This window comes from Clostridium nigeriense (assembly GCF_050585245.1).
GTDB lineage: Bacteria > Bacillota > Clostridia > Clostridiales > Clostridiaceae > Clostridium > Clostridium nigeriense_A.
Map to the genome: position 1 here is coordinate 13,339 of NZ_JBNOOF010000013.1, position 23,275 is coordinate 36,613.

Sequence of the window (23,275 nt, forward strand, 5' to 3'; positions counted from 1 at the left end):
AAAGGTACAGGAAACAAAAGGTGAAAGATAAGAATTTATATCTGTTTGATATTGATGGAACATTGCTTTTAGGCGATAAAGTTATTGATGGATGTAAAGAGATAATAGAAGAGATTAACAAACAAGGGAAAAAATATATTTTTGTGACAAATAACTCAACCAAAACAGCACATGAATATGTTAAGAAGTTTAGAAGTGTTGGAATAGAAACTAAAGAAGAAAATTTTATAACTGCACTTACAGCAACTATAAATTATTTAAAGAAGAACTTTAAAGGTAAAAAAGTATTTCTTTTAGGTACAAAATCTTTAAAAGAAGAATTAGAAAGAAATGATATTATTGTAACTGATAAATATGAAGAAGATATATGCTGTGCTTTAGCTTCTTTTGATACTGAGCTTACATATAAAAAGCTTGAAGATATATGTAGAGTCTTAAGAGATGATTCAGTAACATATTTAGCAACAAATCCAGATATGGTATGCCCAGTAGAAAATGGATATATTCCAGATTGTGGTTCAATTTGTAGTATGATAGAAAATGCAGTAAAGAGAAAGCCTATTTTTATTGGAAAGCCTAATACGCTTATGATTGAGATGAGTCTTAAAGAGACTAATACAAATAAAGAAGATGCAATAATAATTGGAGATAGATTAAATACAGATATTTTATGTGGGTTAAAAAGCGGAGTAGACACAGCTGCTGTATTCACTGGAGAAACCAATAAAGAAGAAATTAAAGCTTCAAAATATAAACCTACTTATATATTCAATTCTGTAAAGGATATTTATAAGTTAATAAAGGGAATGTAGATAGATTGTTGAATAACTAATTTTTACAAATAGTTATGGATTAACATCAAAAATATGTTCTTGGCAGCTTAATGCAGCCAAGAACATATTTTGATGTTGAGCTAAATTTATTTTTAATTTATTATTTTTGATACTAAGAACTCTAAAACTTTGTCAAAATAAGTAGAATTAATAGAGATAGCTCGCGAAGCATTTTCACTTCTCACTTATATTGTTGCAGCACTTACTAGATTAATACAGTCCCATATGACGTATAACTTAACACTCTTTCCTCTTGAATTGTTCATCATTGGGGTTGTACAATCTATATGATTCATGTGTATCATTCAAATATTATTATGACCAACTTATTAGCTCTTTTTCAGAACAGCTTGTTCCTTCTCTAACATAACTCAAATTCTCACATTCCGCTAAATTCGTAACAATCATCAGAACTGTCGTTTTATAGCCATTTCCTAATATTTTTTCTTTATTAAATCTTACTAATGGTGTACCTTCTTTAACTACAGCACCTTCTTTTATTAATAATTCAAATCCATCACCATTCATTGCAACTGTATTTATCCCAATGTGTATTAAAATTTCCATATCATTAAAAAGTTGCAATCCTATAGCATGTTTCATCTTTTCAGATGCACTTATAACTTTACAATTTGCTGGTGCCATTATTATTTCTCCTTCTGGCTCAATAGCTACTCCATCACCAAGCGCCTTAGATGAAAACATCTCATCTTCAACTTCTTCTATATTGATTATTTTTCCTTCAACAGGTGCTATAAGATAGCTAGACTCTTCAATTTTCTCTACTGTATTAGATTTCTTAAATAAATTTTTAAACATACATTCCTCCACATTAAAAGTTTTCACCATTAGATTCAATCACTTTTTTATACCAAAAAAAGGATTTTTTCTTGGTTCTTTTCAAAGTACCATTCCCATTATTATCCAAATCCACATGAATAAATCCATATCTTTTTGACATTTCCCCAGAACTTGCACTAGTTAAATCAATAGTTCCCCAACTTAAGTAGCCAATAATATCGACCCCATCAATAATGGCTTCTTTTAATTGTTCAATATGCTTTTTATGATAATCAATTCTATAGTCATCAATAATCTCACCATCACCATTTATTTCGTCTGTTGTTCCTAATCCATTTTCTACAATAAATAATGGTTTATGATATCTATCGTATAATTCATTAAGTGTAATTCTTAACCCAACAGGATCAATTTGCCATCCCCATGATGTTGTTTCTAAATATGGATTGACTAAAGAATTTGTCACATTTCCACTTGTGGTTTTTTCATCTATTAATACATGTTTAACTACTCTTGATGAATAATAGCTTAATGAAAGAAAATCACAAGTATTTTCTTTTAAAAGTATTTTATCCTCTTCTGTAATATTTAATTTAATATTTTTTTCTTCAAATAGGCGTTTACTATAGAATGGATATTCTCCGAAAAACTGTACATCGCAAAATAGATAATCATCTCTATCATGGTTAATTCCTTCTAAAACATCTTCAGGATTACAAGAATATGGATAATACTTTCCTGCACCTAACATGCTTCCTATTTGAAACTTTGGATTGATTGATTTAGCGATTTTCTTTGCAAGTGCATTAGCAACCAATTGATTATGTGCTGCTTGATATATAAGTTGATTTTTATTTTCAACATTATTAACGTTTATGAATCCACCAACTATTGGATGATGTACGACCATATTAATTTCATTAATTGGTATCCAATAAATCACGTCATCTTTAAAATATTCAAAAACTGATTTGCAATAGTTCCCAAAGAATTCAATTAATTTTCTATTTCCCCATCCTCCGTAATTTATATACAAATTGGCTGGAGTATCAAAATGATTTAAAGTAATTACTGGCTCTATATTATATTTTTTACATTCGTTAATTACATTTTTGTAAAACTCTAATCCCTTCATATTTGGAGTACTTTCATCTCCATTTGGATATATTCTTGCCCAATTAATTGAAGTTCTTAAGGCCTTAATTCCAAGTTCAGCCAGTAAAGCTATATCTTCTTTATATCTACTATAAAAATCTATTGCTTGATGACTTGGATAATAATCATAAGTCAGCTTCCCAGATATAACATCATCTATCCTTGCCATCCCCTCCCAACGTCCACGTTTTGCATCTGGCAAATAGTCGCTTAAAGTCATCCCTTTACCATCTGCTTTGTAAGCACCTTCACATTGCCCAGCTGATAATGCTGCTCCCCATAAAAAATTTTCATTAAAACTATTTCTGCTCATATTTGCATCCACCTATTCTTATATTTCTGTCAGTTCATTTTTTTGATTATCACTATATAATACATATCCTAATATTGTTGAAACTACAAAGGTAATTCCCATAACAGCTACGATTACGATTAACTCCACAGGTGCACCTGTATTTCCAGCCTTTATAAAACTAGGAATTGCAAAGATTCCTTGTCCACTAATTTGATATAACCTTACATTATAAAAACCTATAAAACTGCCTCCAATTGCAGATAAAACACATGTAATAACAAGAAATTTTTTAGATTTCAGCAAAATACCATATAATGCAGGTTCTATAACTCCAACAAGAAAAGCTGATATAACGGCAGGAATTCCCACTCCCTTAAGCTTTTCATTCTTGGTTTTTAATACTATACCCAAAACTATACCAGCAACTGCAAATGAATGTCCTGTAATCATTGGTAAAATTACATCAAATCCCATTGAAAAATAATTAGCAAAGGCAATTGGTACAATAGCTCCATGAACACCAAATACTACCATTGGTATCCATAACCCGCCTAGTAATGCACTTACAATTGTAGGACTCACATTGTAAGTTGCTAAGATAATCTTTCCAATAGCTTGACTTAATATAACAGTAACTGGTCCAATAACTAAGAAAGTAAATGGTACAATAATTAATAATGTAATAAATGGAACTCCAAATCCATTAATAATTTGTGGAGTTATTTTTTTAGCAAACTTTTCAATTTTAGAAGCACAGTAACATGCCACAATTATAGGAATAATAGTTGACGAATAGTTCATTAGAAGAACTGGTAATCCAAATAATGTTGTATAAACAGATGATTCAAATATTGTTCCAGTAAATACTGAATATAAAGGTTCACCTGATAAAATTCCACTAATTGTTGGATATACTAATGTTCCTCCAAGTGCCATACCAGCAAAAATATTAAAATTAAATTTCTTTGCAGCCGTATACCCAATCATAATAGGGAAAAAGTACATTACACTATCAGCTAAAGAATACAATAGCTTATATGTTCCACTATCATTGGTAAACCATCCAAGTGATAAGAATAATGCTAACACACCTTTTAAAATACCTGTTGCCGAAATCACTCCAATAAGTGGAACCATAACACTAATGAAAATATCTAAAATTGCTCCAATAAATGATTTTTTCTTTGTATCTGTAGCTTCATTAGCTTCTTCAAGAAGTCCTAAATCATTCATTATTTGATCATAAACATGTTCTACATGATTTCCAATAACTACTTGATATTGACCTCCACTTTGTATGATTTGTAAAACACCTTCTGTCTTCTTTAATTTTTCTGTTTCTGCAATCGACTCATCTTTTAATGTAAATCTAAGACGTGTTGCACAATGAAGTAATTTAATAATATTCTCTTTTCCACCAACCATAGAAATAATCTCTTTTGATAAATTTTCGTACATAATGCCCACCTTACCTTTAAATTAGTAATTAATTGTAAGCGCTTTCAACTATACTAGTATTATAACTTGAGCATGTACATATAAAATATCACTAATTTCACCACTTAACTGGTATGATAATGATTTAATATTGATAACCAAAAGTGGTTGTTTAAAAAAGTATCATATAATTTGATACATATAAATATTATTAAATTTGCTGTATAGTTATATTAACAAATTCATGGGGATTTATCTTAATATCTATAGTGTGATTCTCTTTTTCACTATATAAATATTCAATTCTTCTAATAGGCTTTATACATTTTTTTAAATACTCCACATCATCATGAAACAATTTATCTTCTTTTGTATAACTATTTACTTCCTCCATAAAGCTTCCATTAAGTGGTCCAAGACGTTCTATTAATACTTTATAATTCTTTTCTCTATTAGTAATAATATTACTTAAGTCAATATTGTAAATATTCTCCTTGCTTTTTTCGAAAGCATTATAAATATTATATTTATGAAAGGTAATTGAATCATAATAATAACGAATTCCTAAATGTGCATAATTGTATACTAATATAGTAATAATGCTGCTATCTTCATTTTTACTAATAAAAATATTTTTATCTTCATTAATCCTGTGTAGAAAATTCTTTGTCATAAACATAAACGCAAAATAGCCTGCCTTTGGTAATCCGTTCATTGAAAGTAATCCTTTGCCCCCAAATATTTCTCTTTCGAAATTCATTTCATTTCTTAATAAATAATCGAAAAAATTTCCATAGCCGACGATGCTGCAATTATCCATGATCTCTAAAATATTTTTTATTATAAAGGTTCCTTTAAATGAGGTATCGTTAATAATATCATAATTTGAAAATGTTATATTAAAATCTACAATAACAATTTTTACATCAAAACCAATTAAATTTAAGTCATTTTTTAAATCTGTTGTTTTTCTTCTCATAAAACTAGGATCAGGTGATATCTTATCTTCAAATTCATTTTCCTTTCTCACATTATTTTTCTTATCAAACTGATATAAGGAAACACTTAAAAAATCAGGGAATACACCACATGCTTTACTATGAATATAAAAATCATTTATAAAAGTCTTATATAAGTCATCTATTCTTATTCCACCTGCTCCAATTTTTATATCTGAAATTATTTCTTTTATTGAAAATTTAAGGTTTTCAAATATTTTAAAAAATTCTAGCTGCTCATTCTTAGCTAGTTGGTTAACATATTTTTTACTATCGCCCTCACCCTTGATAGACACTATATCTACAATCCACCTTTTTACTTCATCACTTCCATATGTATCTACAAAGTGCTTAAATAAACATTTAACCCTATTTAATAATATTTGCTCTTTTACCAAGACTTCATGAACATTTATTTCAAAATATATCTTAATATTCATTTTTAATAATTTTTTTATTATTAAATCAATCTTGAAAAAGTCATATGTACCATCAGCAAATATGATATTGTTATCAAACCAACCATTAATTCTTGCATAAGAAAAACCTAATGATTTTAATTCATCCATTTGAGAATATAATGGTTCTTGATATAACTCTCCTAACTTTCCTAAACCAATAAGAAATTGATTATAATGTGAGTTTTCAAAATTCATTTCTTCTATGTTAATTTTTAAATGTTTACCTATAACCTCTGCTTCTTTAAAAAATGCTTTTATTGTATCAAAATTTATATTATCTTCTTGAGGATTAAAGCTATCTATATCACATGATTTAAAAGCTCGAAATTCTTTTGGGGTCATATTATATTTATTCTTAAAAAGTCTGTTAAAAGAATTAATATTAGTAAATCCAGATGAAAAAGCTATATCAGTTATTGTTTTATTCGTATTAATTAATTCATGAGTAACTTTTTCCATCCTACAATTAACAACAAATTCATTTAAGTTTACACCATTAATTTTTCTAAACATACGCGATAAGTATTGTTCAGATACATATAGCTGTTTAGCAAGTTTACTTAATTTGATTTCATTTTCGCAATTAGTTTTAATATATGCACTTAATGCTTCAATTTTATTGTATATAGTATCTGAAGATATTGATTTTTCTTTATGACAAAAGTTTTCCTCCAATAAAGCCAAAATTTCGAAGTAATATTGAAAAACTCTAAAACGTGGTCTTTCATCCTTAAAAACATAATTTTGAATAATTTTTTGTAAAGTACTAATTATTGCTGCTGATTTAGATGATCCATTCTCTACTGAATCACCTTCAAATACATAGTGATATTTATTAAGTTTATCCAATGAAATAGTATAATTAAACTTACATAAAAAAACTTTATCATCATTAATAACCAGGTGTGATTGTTTTGCTTTAGGAATAATAACAAAATCATCTTGTCTAAGTAATATAGTTTTATCCTCATAGGAAAAAGTGGCCTCACCATTAAATACATATAATATATTTATTGATGTGTCAAAAAATTGGAAGACTTGGTTCTTTTTAATTAACTTAATACTAATGTTTTCCCATGGTTTATCGAAATTCATATTGTTTCTCCCCTCTTACATTGGTATTTTCTTAATAAATATTCTTTTATTTATTTTCTTCTAAATTTATTATTTTATATAGGTTGTTGAATAAACAAAATTTGTAAACATTAAATAAGTCATTCCTTTGTGATATAATAATTTCGCAAAAAACCTAAATATATCACATAAGGAATGACCCATATATGATTATACCATTAAATATTAAAAGAGAAAATGACCATTATAAAATTTTTCAAGCTGTTAAAATTGCATTTGCTAAATTAAATTCAAATATTCAAAATACTAAAGGCCGACAACGTAAGTATTCAGATGAACAAATAGTTTCATGTGTATTATATGGTGTTAAAAATAGTATTTTTAGTTTGAGGGAACTTAAATACCGTATAAAGCAAGACCATGTGTTTCAATCTATAATTCAACTTAATCAAGTACCAGATTATTCTACATTCTCATTAAGAGCTAAAATATTAGAGAAACATATATATTATGGTATTTATGATATGTTTGTTGAACTTATAAATCCTGAAGCTAGATTATGTGCTATAGATGGAACTGCTTTAAGAAGTTCAAAATACGATAGCGAAGCTAAATCCGGTAAGGGTACTAGTCTTGGATACTATAAAAGTTACAAATTACACTGTATTACAACAGTTACTGATATTATAATTCCTTTAGCCTTTGATTTAACAACGGCTAATGTTTATGACAATCAAGTTTCAGATTTATTATATGAAGCTAAAATTTATAATCCATTTTTAATACTTGCAAATGCAGCATATGATTCAGCTGAATGGTTTGAAATTGCTTCTAACCTAGAACTTAATTTGTTAACTGATATAAATATGCGTAAAGCTAAAAGCATTCAGTCATTTACTGATAAACGATATGAAAATGCTTTATTTCTTCAATCTCCTATTGGATTAAAACTATATAAAAACAGATTGAAAATAGAGCAATTATTTTCTGTATTAAAAGGGTTATATAATTTAGAAAACCCAAGACTCTATGGGCAAGCCCGATACGAACGTCATATAAAATGGGTTTTACTAGCATACTTAGTAGATGAATTTAATAAAAAACAGCAAGGAATAAAAACTAGAAAATATCCTTGGAATCTATTATTCCTAAGAATATTTTCTTAGATGACTATTTGTAAAAATTAGTTATTCAACAACCTATAAATTTATATAAATGTATCATAAACCTCAAAATGCAGTAAACATGCACTTTAATGAAGCTTAGTGAATGTATTAAAATGTAAATTATAGGAGCAAAACCCTCACGGTAGGAGTACCATATAAATACAATTAGAACAATAAGGGTTAATTAAAGGGTGGCAGATTTTTATTTGCCACCCTTTTGCCACCCATGTATAAGTTTTATAAAATTATATATAAATATATGTAATTTTATAATAATAATAAATTTCTCTTAACCATTGTATTTTTAAGGGTTAAGGTGACCTGAATTGATTTACTGTAATATACTTGGAGATATTTTTTCTACAAACAAAGCACGTGGAGACAGTAGTTAAGATATCACAAAAAAATAAATAGAAGTGCGTTAAGCACTGATAAATAAAGGGTTTCAGAATTGAAAAGCAACGATGCCTATTTAATGGCAAATGCTTTTGAGTTCAGAAAACCTTATTTTTTTAGTGGAGCTTTTAATTGGTAATACGAATATTTGTGAGGTTGAATAGAGTAGTAGAATCCTACTATATAATTAGTTATAAATTTATTGTTCACAGTAATTGTCAATTTGATTAAGGTTATTGAGAGAAATATAAAATTATGCTATTATGGTAATAATTTAAATAAATGTTTGTTAATGAGAATGAGAGCTGTGAAATGTATTGAATTTACATATAAATCATAAGTAATTATTCATAATTAAATAAAAAAATGTATTGGGAGATGGTCATATGAACAAAAACAAATTAGTTGTTATAGGAGTAGGACATGTTGGATCTTATGTTTTAGCAGATGCAATGAAAATGGGTTTATTTGCTGAAATAGGAGTTATTGATATTTTAGAAAATGTAGCTTATGGAGAGGCTCTTGATCAAGCTCAAGCAACAGCTCTAACTTATATGAATAATGTAGATGTTAAAAGTGGAGGATATGAGCAATGTGCTGATGCTGATGTTATTATTGTTGCTGCAGGTCCTAGTATTATACCGGATCCTAATGATCCAGAGGGGGAACCTGATCGTACTTTGTTAACAAAAACAAATTGTGAAGTTATCCGTGAAGTTATGACAGGTATTACAAAATATACAAAAGAAGCAATTATAATTTTAATAACAAATCCATTGGATACTATGGTTTATATTGCTGAAAATGAATTTGATTATCCTGTTGGACGTGTCTTTGGTACTGGAACAATGCTTGATTCTGCACGTCTACGCAAATTAGTAGCAGATACATATAGAATTGATCCTAAGTCAGTTACTGGCTATATGATGGGGGAACACGGTAGTACTGCTTTCCCTGTTTTAAGTCATGTTAATATTTCTGGTATTCCATTTACAGAATTAGATAAATATTTTGAAGGAGCAGCCGATATACAAGATCCAGAAGTAGTAAAATCATCAATTATCAGTGCAGCTTATAATGTATTTAATGGTAAAGGATGGACTAATGCTGGTGTTGCTCAAGCAGCAGTCACTATGGCAAAAGCAGTTTTATTAGATGAAAGAAGTGTTTATCCTGCATCTACTACTTTACGTGGTCAATATGGGCATGATGGTGATGTAGCATTAAGTATGCCATGTATTATAGGTCGTGAAGGTATTTTAAAACAAATCCCTATAAATTTAAATGATTGGGAAATACAACAGTTAGAAAAATCAATTGAATTTATTCAGGCAACTATGCGTGATGCTAAAACAGGTCCAGAGTTTATAAAATAAAATCTTATAATATGAATAATAAAATTTTATAAAAAGCTATATTGCAAATAACTTTTTATAAATAAGCCAATAAAACTAACTAAACCCACCATGGAAAATTATTATTATATAATATAAATTATATAAAATTTATATTTTTAGGTATATAATAACATAATAGTAATAATTTTTGAGGAGGGAATTGAATGGTTTTATTTGAAGTAAATTATTTCTCAAATTCATTGGGGATTAATACTAATTTAAATGTTATTATTCCGCAAAGAAAAACAAATCAAATAGATGATAAGGATTATGATAATTATAATAAAGATGGATACCCAGTAATATATTTATTACATGGGTTAGGAAATGATGAAAGCATTTGGATGCGCAGAACTTCTATAGAAAGATATGCATCTAAATATGGTTTTGCAGTAGTTATGCCAACAACCCAATTAGGTGGTTATATAGATAATGCTTATGGAGCTAAATATTGGACATTTATTTCAGAAGAACTTCCTAGCTTTTGCAAGGAATATTTTTCCAACTTATCAGTTAAAAAGGAAGATACATTTGTAGCAGGAGCATCTATGGGAGGATATGGATCTTTTAAGTTAGCCTTATCTAGACCAGAAAGATTTAAGGCAGCTGCAGCATTATCGGGACCATTAGATATTATAAATGAATCAAACCTTGAAAGGTTTAAAAGTAAAAGACCTTTTTGGGAAGGAATATTTGGAAAAATTGAAGATATAGGTGAATCTAAAAATGATTTGGTTTATCTTGTAGATTTGATATTGCAAAATAATGATATTAAGATAGAAGAAATACCCAAACTTTATTCATGGTGTGGAACAGAAGATTTTTTATATAATTGTAATTTAGAATTTGAAGAAAAAATTAAGAACTTAGGAATGAAGTTAGAGGCTAATTATTCAAAAGGTGATCATAATTGGAGTAGCTGGGACAGAGAAATAAAAAATGTATTAAAATGGTTTAGTCAATTAAGAAATAAATAAAAAATCTGTACTGGAAAATCAATAAACTTTCCAGTACAGATTTTTTATAGTTTTTGCACGTTTACGGCCATTAAGCCCTTTTCATTTTCTTTAATATCAAAGGTTGTATTTTCTCCTTCATGAAGATCTTTATTAGGACCTTTTTCTTTTATTTGAGAGTGATGAACAAAAACATCATTACCTTCATTACAAGAAATAAAACCATAACCTTTCTCTGTATTGTACCACTTTACTATTCCAGTATAATTTGCCATTGCAAAACCTCCACTAATAAATTATCACTATATAGTATTTATAAAAAAATCTATTTTAAACTTAAAATTAGATATTTCTTAAATAAAAATATAAAAACTTATATGAATAATCCTAAATTTTAACTTTATTATAGGGAATTTTTAATATATTAGTAAGAAAACTTAAATATTCTATGAAAAAATTTGAATATATTATTGACATATGAGATAAATAGATGTAAACTTTACTTAAAATTTAATAAATGCCTCACTTGATTGTGAGGTAGAGGCGCAAAATTTAACAGTCCTTAGGGGAGCTTGAGAGTGCTATGAAACTAAGGAGAAGGAAATTTTGCCGAAGCTTGTAATACTTCTCGATATTACTTGCTGGGTCTGTAGTTAAGAGCTGCAGGACTGTCTTAATAAGCTTCCCGGTTTATTAAGTTGTGCTATCTCAAATGGGAAAGATGAGGGTTTAACTAAGTAAGAATTCAAGCTGAGCCCAATTGCTCAGTTATTTTTTATGGAATCTTATCGCGAGTATTTAAGATAGCACCAGCCCCAATGGGTTGGTATTTTTTATTTAAAAAAAAGGAGAGATAACTATGAAAAAGAAAATAGCACTATTATTTTTAGCTGTATTAACAGCAGCACTAGCACTAGTAGGATGTGGCTCAAAGAGCTCAGCAGATGACAATGTATTTAGAGTAGGAATGGAAGCAGGATATCCACCTTTTAACTGGACACAAAGTGATGATTCAAATGGAGCAGTTAAAATTGAAGGAAGCTCAGAGTATGCAGGCGGATATGATGTGGAAATTGCTAAGAAAATAGCAGAAGGTTTAGGAAAAGAATTAGTTATTGTTAAGACAGAATGGGATGGATTAGTACCTGCATTAACTTCAGGAAAGATAGATGCAATTATAGCTGGTATGTCTCCAACAGAAGAGCGTAAACAAACAATAGATTTTTCAGATAATTATTATCAATCACAATTAGTTTTAGTTGTAAAAAATGGAGGAGCTTATTCAGATGCTAAAACTTTAGCAGATTTTAATGGAGCAAAAGTAACAGGACAGTTAAATACATTCCATTATTCAGTAATAGATCAAATTCCAGGAGTAAATAAACTAGAGGCTATGGATAGCTTCCCTGCAATGAGAGTAGCACTTGAATCAGGAGTAATTGATGCGTATGTATCTGAAAAGCCTGAGGCTGTAAGTGCACAAGCTGCTAATTCTAATTTTAAAATGATTGAACTTGAGGATGGATTTGAGACAAGTCCTGAAGATACACAAACAGCAGTAGGTATTAAGAAAAATAGTGATTTAACAGAAAAAATTAATGGAATTTTAGCAGGAATATCAGAAGATGAGCAAACAAATATAATGAGTGAAGCTGTTAAAAATCAACCAGCAGCTCAATAAGCATTAAATTAATTAATTCGCTTTAAGTTTTAGGAGGATTAAGATGAGTATTGAATGGATAGTAAAAATACTTCAAGATAACTTACCTATGTTCTTACGTGGAGCAGGTATGACACTTTTTATTTCTATAATAGGAACTATAATAGGAACTTTAATTGGTTTATTAGTAGGTGTTATAAGAACTATACCTGTTCCAGAAAGAGGGGCTAAAAAGGTATTTCTTAAGATTATTAATGTAATTCTTTCAGTATATATAGAGTTCTTTAGAGGAACGCCTATGATAGTACAAGCCATGGTTATTTTCTATGGATCAGCACAGTTTTTAGGCTTAGATATAAACAAAATAGTTGCAGCTTTGTTTATAGTTTCAATTAATACAGGAGCCTATATGTCAGAAATAGTAAGAGGTGGTATTGTTTCAATAGATAAGGGACAATTTGAAGCAGCTCAAGCAATTGGAATGACACATTCTCAAACTATGATTAATGTTGTATTACCACAAGTTATTAGAAATATATTACCTGCGACAGGAAATGAATTTGTAATTAATATAAAAGATACATCAGTGCTTAATGTAATTTCAGTTTCTGAATTATACTTTACAACTAAGTCAATAGCAGGAAATAACTTTAGATATTTTGAATCTTTCTTTGTAGCTTGTATTCTTTATTTCATAATGACATTTACAGTAACTAGAATATTAAGAGCTCTAGAAAGAAAATTAGATGGACCTGACAATTATATTATGGCAGGAAATCAGATGCAGGTATAAAGACCTGAAGATGCTATTATCTAAAATCAACAAATAGCATAAAACTTAGGAGGATAAATTATGGAAAAAGTAATTGATATAAAACATCTAAATAAGTCCTTTGGGAGCCATGAAGTACTAAAAGACATTGATTTCTCAGTAAATAAGGGGGAAGTTGTTTGTATAATAGGTTCCTCAGGATCAGGAAAATCCACATTACTTCGTTGCGTTAATCTTTTAGAAACTCCAAGTGGTGGTGAAATAATATATAATGGGGAAAACATTTTAGATGATAACCATAATATATATGAATACAGAACAAAATTAGGAATGGTATTTCAACAATTTAACTTATTTAATAACCATAATGTATTAAGTAATTGTGTTGTTGGACAAATGAAGGTTTTAAAAAGATCTAGAGAAGAAGCTGAAAAAGTAGCTATGAAATATTTGAAGGTTGTTGGTATGGACCAATATATAAATGCTAAGCCTAAACAACTATCAGGTGGTCAAAAACAAAGAGTAGCTATTGCAAGAGCATTATCTATGGAACCAGATGTTATTTTATTTGATGAACCAACTTCAGCTCTTGATCCAGAAATGGTAGGGGAAGTTTTAAAGGTAATGAAGGAGCTAGCAGAAAGTGGTCTTACTATGCTAGTTGTAACTCATGAAATGGAATTTGCTAGGGAAGTATCAGATAGAGTTGTATTTATGAATAATGGAGTTATTGAAGAAGAAGGAACTCCAGAGGAGATATTCAATAATCCTAAAAAAGATCGTACTCGTGAATTCCTAAAGCGTACTTTAAAATAATAATATAAAAGAATATAAAATTAATAAATTTTGAATGAGTTGTCTTTGTGGCGGCTCATTCTTTATTTTTTAGGAGTTTATAAAAAAAATGATTTTAATGAAAATAATATATTATATTTTCATATAATATTAATTGTTAATTTCTATTTATTCTGATAATTAATTAATATACATATTTAAATGAATATATTAGAATATAATAAGTTTTATGCAAGAAAAATGTATTTTTTAAAAAATATTTAATTTACAAAAATGATAAAAAATATTATAATAATAGCATAGTTGTAAAAATAGGTGGTTAATATGTCTTACAAAGAAAAATTAGAAGAATTAATTAAAGAAAAAAATGGTATTGTTTTAACAAAGGATGTTACTATGAAAGGAATCCCAAGGGAATATATTAGACAACTTGTGGATAAAGGAATTTTAAAAAGGATAGATAGAGGAGTATATATTTTAAAGGATTGTATAGATGATAAATTATATAGATTACAATCAAAATACCCATCTATTATTTTTTCACATTTCACATCTATAGGGATACATAATTCAAAATCTAATAAGATAATAAATTATGAAGCAACGGTCCCATCTGGCTATAACTCTCAAAATATTGAGGAATATGGTGTTAAAGTACATCATGTAAAAAAAGAATTGTATGAAATTGGAATATGTATAGCTAAAACTGAATTTGGCAGGGATATAAAAATATATGATATTGAGAGAACTATTTGTGATATTTTAAGAAATAGAAATAAAATAGATATTACTGAAATAAATAATATTTTGAAGTACTATGCTAAAAGAAATGATAAAGATATAGACAAGCTTAAAATATATGCAAAAAAGTTTAGAATATCAAAGGTATTAGAATTATATATTCCATTTTTAATTTAATTATTTTTTACTGGTAGTATTTTTATAATATAAATAATTTAATGACAGGAGGTAGAGAATGCACAGAAGTTTAGTAGAAAAATTTAAAGAGGCATTTACTTCGGTTTTGCCAATCACAATTATTGTTATGTTACTTCATTTCACAATTTCACCAATGCCACTTGGTACAGTTGTTCTATTTATAACTGGAACAATTTTATTAGTTATTGGAATGGGCATATTTACTTTAGGAGCTGATATGGCTATAATGCCAATAGGAGAATTTATAGGAGCAAGTTTAGTAAAATCTCGAAAGTTACTTATTTTTGTTATAGGTAGTTTCATACTTGGAGTAGCTGTTACTGTTGCAGAACCGGATTTACAAGTATTAGCTAAGCAGGTTCCTTCAGTACCTGATGTAGTCCTATTAGGATCAGTTGCTATTGGAGTAGGTATCTTTTTAGTAATTGCACTTCTTAGAATACTATTCAAAATGAGACTATCGTATATATTATTAATAATGTATAGTATTGTTTTTTTAGTAGCAGCTTTTACATCACCAGATTATTTAGCAGTAGCTTTTGACTCTGGAGGAGTTACTACTGGCCCTATTACAGTACCATTCATATTAGCCTTAGGAATGGGTGTTTCAACAGTTCGTAGTGGCAAAAGTGCAGAAGAAGATAGCTTTGGGTTATGTGGAATAAGTTCTATAGGACCGATTATTGCTGTTTTGATAATGGGAATATTTTTTGATTCATCAGGCGGTGGATATGGATTTGAAACTGCTAGTACTATAAATAATTTATCAGAACTTTTATCATTGTATAAAAATGGAATATTTGTATTTTTTAAAGAAGTTACAATAGCTTTTTCTCCAATAATATTAATATTCGCAGCATATAATATATTTTATTTAAAGTTACCTAAAAGACAAATTGCTAAAATAGCAGTTGGTATAGTCTATACAATATTGGGGTTAACAATATTTTTGACAGGTGTAAATATTGGATTTATGCCAGCAGGTAATTATTTAGGAAACTCACTTGCATCATTGTCATATAATTGGATTTTAATTCCTCTTAGTGTGCTAATTGGATTTTTTGTTGTGACAGCTGAACCTGCAGTTCATGTATTAAATAAGCAGGTAGAAGATATTACAAGTGGAGCTATTTCTAAAAAAATGATGATGGCTGGATTATCATTAGGAGTTGGTATTGCATTAGCTCTTGCTATGATAAGAATGATGTTTGGAATAAGTATTTGGTTCTTTCTTTTACCAGGATATATAATTGCTTTAACGCTGACATTTTTTGTACCACAAATATTTACTGCAATTGCCTTTGATTCTGGAGGTGTAGCATCTGGAACTATGGCAGCAACCTTTTTACTACCATTTGCAATAGGAGTTGCTTCTGCGTTAGGAGGTAATCCTATGACTGATGCTTTTGGTATTATCGCTATGGTAGCTATGATGCCATTAATTACTGTTCAAATTATGGGTGTAATTTATATGGTGAAAATGAAGAGAAATAAGGATATAATTGATTATAAGGAAGATGATACAGAATTAAATGACGAAGATGATTTCGACATTATAGAGTATTAGGAGGAAAACTATAATGATTAATAAAATATCTGAAAATGCTCCATTAGTATTAATGGTTACTATAGTAAATAGGGATAAGCTAGAAAAGCTTGAAAGCTTTTTTACTAATGAAGGAATAACATTTAATCTTTCCTCATTAGGAATGGGAACTACAAATCCAACCATATTAGATTATTTTGGATTAGGAGAAGTAAGAAAGGTAATAGTATTAAGTACAATGCCATTAGGAGTATCTAAATCCATACTTAAGAAGTTAGAAAGTGAATTAAAACTTGATAAAAATGGAAATGGAATTGCGTTTACTATTACAATTACCAGCATATGTGGAAGCAGAACTTGTAGAGTCTTAACTGGAGCTTCACATATAGAAGGAGGAGATAATATGGAAGAAGTAAATAAGCATGATTTGATTATAGCAGTAACTAATCGTGGATATTCAGATGATGTAATGGAAGCAGCAAAGCTAGGAAATGCTTCTGGTGGAACTGTAATTCATGCAAGAGGAATGGGACTTAAAGAAGCAGAAAAGTTTTTTGGTGTAGCAATACATCCAGAAAAAGAGGTTATTTTGATATTAACGTTAAGTAAGTTTAGAGCCGATATAATGAAATCAATTTGTAGTAAAACAGGTTTCCAAACAGAAGCTAAGACAATAGCATTTTCTCTTCCTGTAAATGAAGTTGCAGGATTACCAACATTCTTTCAAGAAAATAATATTTAATTAATATTAATTAAATTAACCACTATTTAGTTTTATAATATTAAAAAGCTTTGGAGGGATGTATATTTAATGTCGAGATCTATTGCAACTAAAAAAATGTTAGCAGAATCATTAAAAAAAATAATGAAGACAAAACCCTTAAATAAAGTGTCAGTAAAAGATATAGTTAATGATTGCAATTTGAATAGGCACACTTTTTATTATCACTTTAAAGATATTTATGATCTTATTGAATGGATATATAAAACAGAGGCTATTGAAGGAATAGCAGGACATAAAAATTATGAAAATTGGACTGACGTTTTTTATAGTATATTTTTATATATAGAAAATAATAAAGAGTTTTGCTATAATACATTAAATTCTTTAAGTAGAAATAATTTAGAGATGTATTTATTTTCTGTTATAAATAATTTTATTATGGGAGTAATAGAAGAAGTAGCTATTAATATAAATGTGAAAGAAAATGACAAAAAATTTATAGCGGATTTTTATACACATGCTTTTTCAGGAATTGTTATGCAATGGATGAGAAATGGAATGAAGGAAGATCCAAAGGTATTAATAGAAAAGTTAAAGTATTTAATAGAAGGTAGCTTTATAAGAGCATTAAATAAATATGAAACAATGGCTTAATCTAATAGATTAAGCCTTTTTTTTATGAATTTAATAATTATTATTAAATATAAATATATAAAGTTAATAATTTATATATGGAGGATAAGGTATGCCTAAAGGATTTTACACATTTAATAATTATTTAAAGGGAAATACAGGGCTGATTACGGCTTCTATGGAAGACTATATTGAAATGATTTATAGATTATCTAATGAAACAGGTTTTACTAGAGTTGGGGATTTATCTAAAGCTTTAAATGTTAAGCCAGCTTCAATTACAAAGATGATTAAAAAGTTAGATGAACTTAATTTGGTTAATTATGAGAAGTATGGATATATTAAATTAACTGAAAATGGAAGTAGTTATGGTGAATATTTATTATATAGGCATAATACTATAGAAAAGTTTTTAAAAACTATAGGAGTTAATGAAAATATATTAGAAGAAACCGAAAAAATAGAGCATGTACTAAGCAAGGAGACTTTTAAAAGAATTGAATATTTTATAGAAATTATTGAATATCATCCAATAATTAAAGAAAAATTAGGGAATAATATATAATATAATATTTTACTTAATTTTAAATAGGAGTGATTAGATGAATTCAATTTGGAGTGAAAGCTATAATATAGAAAGTAGAATGGAGTTGCATGATAAGAAGGAAGCAGAAGTTGTAATTATAGGGGGAGGAATAGCAGGTTTACTTACTGCTTATATGCTTAAAGATAAGGGGATAGACGTTGTAGTGATAGATAGAGGTAGGGTTTTAAAAGGAAATACTTTGAATACTACAGCAAAGATAACAATACAACATAATATTATATATGATAAATTGATTAATGAGTTTGGAGAGAATAATGCGAAAAGATATGCTATGGCAAATATGCTTGCATTAGAAAATTATGAGGAAATAATAAGTAGGAATAATATTGATTGTGAATTTGAAATTGAAGATGCGTATGTATATTCTTTAGATAATCCTGAGAAGATTGAAAAAGAATACAAGGCGGCAATAAAACTTGGGATTGATGCTGAATTAGTAAATGAAATAGAACTTCCATTCAAAATTGCAAAGGCAGTTAAGTTTAAAAAACAAGCGAATTTTAATCCTATTAAATTTTTAAATTTTATAGCTAAGGATTTAACAATATATGAGAATACAAGGGCAATAGATATAAAAAATAATGTAGTAATTACAGATAAGGGAAGAATAAAAGCAAAAAATATAGTAGTAGCGACTCACTTCCCAATTATAAATACGCCTGGATATTATTTTTTAAGAATGCATCAGGAAAGAGAATATGTAATTGCTTTTAAGAATGCTCAAGTTCTAAATGGAATGTATATAGATGAAAAGGATGGGGGGTATTCATTTAGAAGATATAAAGATTATTTAATTTTGGGAGGGGCAGCAGGGAGAACTGGTAGTAATGAAGAAGGAGGTTCTTATAATAAGTTAAGGGGATTAGCTAAAAAACTTTATCCAGATGCTGTTGAAAAGTATCATTGGTCAGCTCAAGATTGCATAACTTCAGATGGTATTCCATTTATAGGAGTTTACTCTAAAGAAATGCCTAATGTATATGTTGCCACTGGATTTAATAAGTGGGGTATGACATCTTCAATGGTATCAGCCATAATAATAAGTGGTATGATTACTGGAAAAGAGTATACATTTAATGAAATATTCTCACCAAGTAGATTTGATATGACTGCATCTATAAAGAATTTGGCTAAGGATGGATTTGAAACTACGTATAATTTTATAGCTCAAAAAATAAGAATTCCAATGGAGACTATAGATAATATAAAAAATGGAGAAGCTGGAATAGTTACATATGAAGGTAGTAAGGTTGGTGTTTATAAGACAAAAGAAGGAAAAGCATATACTGTATCTACTAAATGCCCTCACTTAGGTTGTGAACTAAAATGGAACGCTGATGATTTATCATGGGATTGTCCATGTCATGGATCAAGGTTTGATTATAAGGGAAACCTTTTAGACTCACCTTCTATTAAAGAATTGAAATATGAAAAATAATAATTTCTATAAGAATAAAAAAACTTTTTTTGAGGGATGGTATTTTAAACATCAATCTAAAGATTTTAGCATTGCTTTTATTCCAGGTATCAATATAAGTAAAGATGGGAGGAAATATTCTTTTATTCAAGTTATTACAAAAAATAGTTCTTATAATATCAATTATGATTTTAAAGATTTTTCTATTAGTGAAGATAGGCTGACTATAAAAATAAAAGATAATATATTTTCTACTAAAGGATTAATATTAAATATAAAAAATAAAGATATTACTGCAAAAGGAAGACTTGTTTATAGTAATGTTACTCCAATTAAGAGGGATATAATGGGGCCATTTAAATACTTTCCATTTATGGAATGCTTCCATGGTGTTTTAAGCTTAAATCATAAAGTAAATGGAACTTTAACATTAAATAATAAAGAAATAATCTTTAATAATGATTTGGGGTATATAGAAAAAGATTGGGGAAAGTCCTTTCCTAATAGGTATTTATGGGTGCAATGTAATGATTTTTCAGTAGAAGATACTAGTATAATGGTATCTATTGCTGATATACCTTTCTTAGGTTTTGAATTTAAAGGATGTATAGCAATAGTTTATTATAAAGGAAAAGAATATAGATTAGCTACATATAATGGAGTGAAGTTAATTTTATATGACGAAAAGGGGTTAATAATAAAAAGAGGTGCCTATAAGTTAGAGATAGAAATAAAAAAATTATCTCCACAAAGTCTTTTAGCGCCTAACGGAGGAGCCATGATAAGAACTATATATGAAAATATATCATGTAGTGCTAGATTTAAATTTTATAAAAATAAAGATTTGCTATTTGATTTAGAAAGTCGTAATACAAGTTTCGAATATGTGGGGGAATAAAAAGTTTACATATATAAATTTTTTATAATTGTCTGAATAATAAAAAGGTGCATACAGTTGTATGCACCTAAATTAATTACATTGATTTGTGGAATGTTCTGTTTATAACATCTAATTGTTGTTCTCTAGTTAACTTAATGAAGTTTACAGCATAACCTGAAACTCTTATAGTTAATTGAGGATATAATTCTGGGTGTTCCATAGCATCTAATAGAGTTTCTCTATCAAATACATTTACGTTTAAGTGATGAGCATCTTGACCAAAATATCCATCCATTAATGAGCTTAAGTTCTTAATTCTATCTTCAGGAGTTTTTCCTAAAGCATCTGGAATTATTGAGAAGGTATTTGATATACCATCTTGTGAATGCTCATATGGTAATTTAGCAACTGAGTTTAATGATGCTAATGAACCACTATTATCTCTTCCATGCATTGGGTTAGCACCTGGAGCAAATGGTTCTCCTGCTTTTCTTCCATCAGGAGTAGTACCAGTTTTCTTACCATAAACAACGTTTGAAGTTATAGTTAAAACTGATTGAGTGTGATATGCGTTTCTGTATGTCTTGTTTTTTCTAATCTTGTTCATCATGTTTTCAACTAGATATACAGCTATATCATCAACTCTGTCGTCATCATTTCCGTATTTAGGGAAATCACCTTCGATTTCAAAGTCTATAGCAATTCCTTCTTCGTTTCTTATTGGCTTAACTTTAGCATATTTAATAGCTGAAAGTGAGTCAGCACAAACTGATAATCCTGCTATACCACAAGCCATTGTTCTAAATACATCTCTATCATGTAAAGCCATTTGTAATTTTTCATAAGAATATTTATCGTGCATGTAGTGGATAACATTTAAAGTATTAACATAAAGATTAGCTAACCAATCAGTCATTATTTCAAATTTATCCATTACTTCATCGTAATTTAAATATTCACTAGTAATTGGAGCTAGTTTTGGACCAACTTGCATTCCATACTTTTCATCTCTTCCGCCGTTTATAGCGTAAAGTAAAGTTTTAGCTAAGTTAACTCTAGCACCAAAGAATTGCATTTGCTTACCAACTCTCATAGCAGATACACAACAAGCAATTGCATAATCATCTCCCCAATATGGAGCCATTAAATCATCATTTTCGTATTGAACTGAGCTTGTATCAATAGAAACCTTTGAGCAGAAATCTTTAAAGCCTTGAGGTAATCTAGTTGACCAAAGAACAGTTAGGTTTGGTTCTGGTGATGGTCCTAAAGTATATAAAGTGTTAAGAATTCTGAATGAGTTCTTAGTAACTAAAGTTCTTCCATCTAATCCCATACCACCAATTGATTCAGTAACCCAAGTTGGATCTCCTGAGAATAAATCATTATATTCTGGAGTTCTTAAGAATTTAACAAGTCTTAACTTCATAACGAAGTGGTCAACTAATTCTTGAGCTTCTTCTTCTGTAATTATTCCAGCTTTTAAGTCTCTTTCAATATATATATCTATAAAAGTAGAAGTTCTACCTAGAGACATAGCAGCACCATTTTGGTCTTTTATAGCTCCTAAGAATCCAAAGTATAACCATTGAATAGCTTCTTTTGCATTATTAGCAGGCTTTGATATATCGAAACCGTAAGTTTCAGCTAATCCTTTTAATTCTTTTAATGCAACGATTTGATCAGAAATTTCTTCTCTTAATCTAATTACATCTTCATCTATACATCTAACTTCTAAGCTCTTCTTTTGAGCAATTTTATCTTCTATTAATCTATCTACCCCGTATAGAGCAACTCTTCTATAGTCACCTATTATTCTTCCTCTACCGTAAGCATCTGGAAGACCAGTTATTACACCTGATTTTCTTGCAAGTCTCATTTCATCAGTATAAGCATCGAAAACACCTTGGTTATGTGTCTTTCTATACTTAGTAAATATTTCTGAAATTTTTGCGCTTACTTCATATCCGTATGATTTTGCAGCGTTTTCAGCCATTCTAATTCCACCAAAAGGCATAACAGCTCTTTTTAATGGAGCATCAGTTTGAACGCCGACTATTTTTTCGAAAGCTTCATCAATGTAGCCAGCTTTATATTCATTGATTCCTGAAATAGTTTCAGTATCAACATCTAAAACCCCGCCATTTTCTCTTTCTTTTTTGAATAATTCACTTACTTCTTCCCATAACTTTTTAGTTGCATCTGTTGCTCCAACTAAAAAACTGTCATCGCCAGTGTATGGAGTATAGTTTAATTGAATAAAGTTTCTAACATCAACTGATTTAGTCCATTGACCTTCTTTAAAGTTGATCCATTCTTGCTTCATACATTGC

The 23,275-nt window shown here is 28.7% G+C and carries 20 protein-coding genes and 1 riboswitch; of the genes, 14 read left to right on the top strand and 6 right to left on the bottom strand.

All coding sequences use genetic code 11. From position 1 onward, the window contains the following. Positions 1-20: 20 nt before the first annotated feature. Positions 21-812: an HAD-IIA family hydrolase gene (locus ACQPUY_RS15920; RefSeq protein ID WP_430842737.1), complete on the top strand. Its 792-nt coding sequence runs from the start codon at positions 21-23 to the stop codon at positions 810-812. Positions 813-1,148: 336 nt separating this feature from the next. Here ACQPUY_RS15920 and ACQPUY_RS15925 read toward each other — a convergent pair whose 3' ends face one another. The 4 genes from ACQPUY_RS15925 to ACQPUY_RS15940 all read right to left on the bottom strand — a co-directional run bounded on the left by ACQPUY_RS15925 (position 1,149) and on the right by ACQPUY_RS15940 (position 7,075). Then, on the bottom strand, positions 1,149-1,652 hold the full coding sequence (locus ACQPUY_RS15925) for a PTS sugar transporter subunit IIA (protein ID WP_430842739.1): 504 nt from the start codon (positions 1,650-1,652) through the stop codon (positions 1,149-1,151). Between the two features lie 13 nt (positions 1,653-1,665). After that, positions 1,666-3,102 (bottom strand): 6-phospho-beta-glucosidase, encoded by a 1,437-nt coding sequence (gene ascB, locus ACQPUY_RS15930; protein WP_430842741.1) that lies wholly within the window; start codon positions 3,100-3,102, stop codon positions 1,666-1,668. Between the two features lie 18 nt (positions 3,103-3,120). Then, the gene (locus ACQPUY_RS15935; RefSeq protein ID WP_430842743.1) at positions 3,121-4,542 is read right to left on the bottom strand and encodes a PTS transporter subunit EIIC; all 1,422 of its coding nucleotides are present in this window, start codon (positions 4,540-4,542) and stop codon (positions 3,121-3,123) included. Between the two features lie 190 nt (positions 4,543-4,732). Further along, a complete protein-coding gene (locus ACQPUY_RS15940; protein ID WP_430842745.1) occupies positions 4,733-7,075 on the bottom strand; it encodes a helix-turn-helix domain-containing protein in 2,343 nt (780 codons plus the stop codon). 185 nt (positions 7,076-7,260) lie between these two features. Between ACQPUY_RS15940 and ACQPUY_RS15945 the strand changes: the two genes are divergently transcribed. The 3 genes from ACQPUY_RS15945 to ACQPUY_RS15955 all read left to right on the top strand — a co-directional run bounded on the left by ACQPUY_RS15945 (position 7,261) and on the right by ACQPUY_RS15955 (position 10,990). Then, complete coding sequence (locus ACQPUY_RS15945; RefSeq protein ID WP_430842746.1) at positions 7,261-8,220, top strand: transposase; 960 nt, start codon at positions 7,261-7,263, stop codon at positions 8,218-8,220. Positions 8,221-9,002: 782 nt separating this feature from the next. Further along, positions 9,003-9,992, top strand: a complete 990-nt coding sequence (locus ACQPUY_RS15950; protein ID WP_430842748.1) for a lactate/malate family dehydrogenase — start codon at positions 9,003-9,005, stop codon at positions 9,990-9,992. 185 nt (positions 9,993-10,177) lie between these two features. Next, positions 10,178-10,990, top strand: coding sequence for an alpha/beta hydrolase (locus ACQPUY_RS15955; RefSeq protein ID WP_430842750.1), 813 nt, complete (start codon positions 10,178-10,180; stop codon positions 10,988-10,990). 44 nt (positions 10,991-11,034) lie between these two features. On the opposite strand, the gene ACQPUY_RS15960 is transcribed toward ACQPUY_RS15955, so the two are convergent. Then, positions 11,035-11,244, bottom strand: a complete 210-nt coding sequence (locus tag ACQPUY_RS15960) for a cold-shock protein (RefSeq protein ID WP_430842752.1) — start codon at positions 11,242-11,244, stop codon at positions 11,035-11,037. A 255-nt stretch (positions 11,245-11,499) separates the two neighbouring features. Beyond that, positions 11,500-11,683, top strand: a riboswitch (Lysine riboswitch). 145 nt (positions 11,684-11,828) lie between these two features. Between ACQPUY_RS15960 and ACQPUY_RS15965 the strand changes: the two genes are divergently transcribed. From ACQPUY_RS15965 to ACQPUY_RS16010, 10 genes are all read left to right on the top strand, one after another. Continuing rightward, positions 11,829-12,650 (top strand): transporter substrate-binding domain-containing protein, encoded by an 822-nt coding sequence (locus ACQPUY_RS15965; protein WP_430842754.1) that lies wholly within the window; start codon positions 11,829-11,831, stop codon positions 12,648-12,650. Positions 12,651-12,693: 43 nt separating this feature from the next. Beyond that, on the top strand, positions 12,694-13,422 hold the full coding sequence (locus ACQPUY_RS15970; protein ID WP_430842756.1) for an amino acid ABC transporter permease: 729 nt from the start codon (positions 12,694-12,696) through the stop codon (positions 13,420-13,422). A gap of 60 nt (positions 13,423-13,482) precedes the next feature. Next, complete coding sequence (locus ACQPUY_RS15975) at positions 13,483-14,217, top strand: amino acid ABC transporter ATP-binding protein (RefSeq protein ID WP_430842758.1); 735 nt, start codon at positions 13,483-13,485, stop codon at positions 14,215-14,217. A gap of 303 nt (positions 14,218-14,520) precedes the next feature. Next, entirely contained in the window at positions 14,521-15,114 is a 594-nt protein-coding gene (locus ACQPUY_RS15980) for a type IV toxin-antitoxin system AbiEi family antitoxin domain-containing protein (protein ID WP_430842760.1), read from the top strand. 58 nt (positions 15,115-15,172) lie between these two features. Next, on the top strand, positions 15,173-16,702 hold the full coding sequence (locus ACQPUY_RS15985) for a DUF1538 domain-containing protein (protein WP_430842762.1): 1,530 nt from the start codon (positions 15,173-15,175) through the stop codon (positions 16,700-16,702). Between the two features lie 13 nt (positions 16,703-16,715). Then, entirely contained in the window at positions 16,716-17,423 is a 708-nt protein-coding gene (locus ACQPUY_RS15990) for a hypothetical protein (RefSeq protein WP_430842764.1), read from the top strand. A 69-nt stretch (positions 17,424-17,492) separates the two neighbouring features. After that, positions 17,493-18,059 carry a dihydroxyacetone kinase transcriptional activator DhaS gene (dhaS, locus tag ACQPUY_RS15995; RefSeq protein ID WP_430842766.1) on the top strand — a complete coding sequence of 189 codons (567 nt, stop codon included), beginning with the start codon at positions 17,493-17,495 and terminating at the stop codon, positions 18,057-18,059. Positions 18,060-18,150: 91 nt separating this feature from the next. Continuing rightward, positions 18,151-18,603 (top strand): metal-dependent transcriptional regulator, encoded by a 453-nt coding sequence (locus ACQPUY_RS16000; protein ID WP_430842768.1) that lies wholly within the window; start codon positions 18,151-18,153, stop codon positions 18,601-18,603. A 37-nt stretch (positions 18,604-18,640) separates the two neighbouring features. Beyond that, the gene (locus ACQPUY_RS16005; protein ID WP_430842770.1) at positions 18,641-20,083 is read left to right on the top strand and encodes an FAD-dependent oxidoreductase; all 1,443 of its coding nucleotides are present in this window, start codon (positions 18,641-18,643) and stop codon (positions 20,081-20,083) included. Further along, positions 20,073-20,960, top strand: coding sequence for a tocopherol cyclase family protein (locus ACQPUY_RS16010; protein ID WP_430842772.1), 888 nt, complete (start codon positions 20,073-20,075; stop codon positions 20,958-20,960). The genes ACQPUY_RS16005 and ACQPUY_RS16010 overlap by 11 nt, the downstream gene beginning before the upstream one ends. A gap of 76 nt (positions 20,961-21,036) precedes the next feature. On the opposite strand, the gene pflB is transcribed toward ACQPUY_RS16010, so the two are convergent. Continuing rightward, positions 21,037-23,268: a formate C-acetyltransferase gene (gene pflB / locus ACQPUY_RS16015; protein WP_430842773.1), complete on the bottom strand. Its 2,232-nt coding sequence runs from the start codon at positions 23,266-23,268 to the stop codon at positions 21,037-21,039. Positions 23,269-23,275: the final 7 nt, after the last annotated feature.

What these genes read in the sequence shown, in the direction of transcription:
- ACQPUY_RS15925 (WP_430842739.1), bottom strand. Translation starts at nt 1,652, where the DNA reads ATGTTTAAAAATTTATTTAAGAAATCTAATACAGTAGAGAAAATTGAA.
- ascB (WP_430842741.1), bottom strand. Translation starts at nt 3,102, where the DNA reads ATGAGCAGAAATAGTTTTAATGAAAATTTTTTATGGGGAGCAGCATTA.
- ACQPUY_RS15935 (WP_430842743.1), bottom strand. Translation starts at nt 4,542, where the DNA reads ATGTACGAAAATTTATCAAAAGAGATTATTTCTATGGTTGGTGGAAAA.
- ACQPUY_RS15940 (WP_430842745.1), bottom strand. Translation starts at nt 7,075, where the DNA reads ATGAATTTCGATAAACCATGGGAAAACATTAGTATTAAGTTAATTAAA.
- ACQPUY_RS15945 (WP_430842746.1), top strand. Translation starts at nt 7,261, where the DNA reads ATGATTATACCATTAAATATTAAAAGAGAAAATGACCATTATAAAATT.
- ACQPUY_RS15950 (WP_430842748.1), top strand. Translation starts at nt 9,003, where the DNA reads ATGAACAAAAACAAATTAGTTGTTATAGGAGTAGGACATGTTGGATCT.
- ACQPUY_RS15955 (WP_430842750.1), top strand. Translation starts at nt 10,178, where the DNA reads ATGGTTTTATTTGAAGTAAATTATTTCTCAAATTCATTGGGGATTAAT.
- ACQPUY_RS15960 (WP_430842752.1), bottom strand. Translation starts at nt 11,244, where the DNA reads ATGGCAAATTATACTGGAATAGTAAAGTGGTACAATACAGAGAAAGGT.
- ACQPUY_RS15965 (WP_430842754.1), top strand. Translation starts at nt 11,829, where the DNA reads ATGAAAAAGAAAATAGCACTATTATTTTTAGCTGTATTAACAGCAGCA.
- ACQPUY_RS15970 (WP_430842756.1), top strand. Translation starts at nt 12,694, where the DNA reads ATGAGTATTGAATGGATAGTAAAAATACTTCAAGATAACTTACCTATG.
- ACQPUY_RS15975 (WP_430842758.1), top strand. Translation starts at nt 13,483, where the DNA reads ATGGAAAAAGTAATTGATATAAAACATCTAAATAAGTCCTTTGGGAGC.
- ACQPUY_RS15980 (WP_430842760.1), top strand. Translation starts at nt 14,521, where the DNA reads ATGTCTTACAAAGAAAAATTAGAAGAATTAATTAAAGAAAAAAATGGT.
- ACQPUY_RS15985 (WP_430842762.1), top strand. Translation starts at nt 15,173, where the DNA reads ATGCACAGAAGTTTAGTAGAAAAATTTAAAGAGGCATTTACTTCGGTT.
- ACQPUY_RS15990 (WP_430842764.1), top strand. Translation starts at nt 16,716, where the DNA reads ATGATTAATAAAATATCTGAAAATGCTCCATTAGTATTAATGGTTACT.
- dhaS (WP_430842766.1), top strand. Translation starts at nt 17,493, where the DNA reads ATGTCGAGATCTATTGCAACTAAAAAAATGTTAGCAGAATCATTAAAA.
- ACQPUY_RS16000 (WP_430842768.1), top strand. Translation starts at nt 18,151, where the DNA reads ATGCCTAAAGGATTTTACACATTTAATAATTATTTAAAGGGAAATACA.
- ACQPUY_RS16005 (WP_430842770.1), top strand. Translation starts at nt 18,641, where the DNA reads ATGAATTCAATTTGGAGTGAAAGCTATAATATAGAAAGTAGAATGGAG.
- ACQPUY_RS16010 (WP_430842772.1), top strand. Translation starts at nt 20,073, where the DNA reads ATGAAAAATAATAATTTCTATAAGAATAAAAAAACTTTTTTTGAGGGA.
- pflB (WP_430842773.1), bottom strand. Translation starts at nt 23,268, where the DNA reads ATGAAGCAAGAATGGATCAACTTTAAAGAAGGTCAATGGACTAAATCA.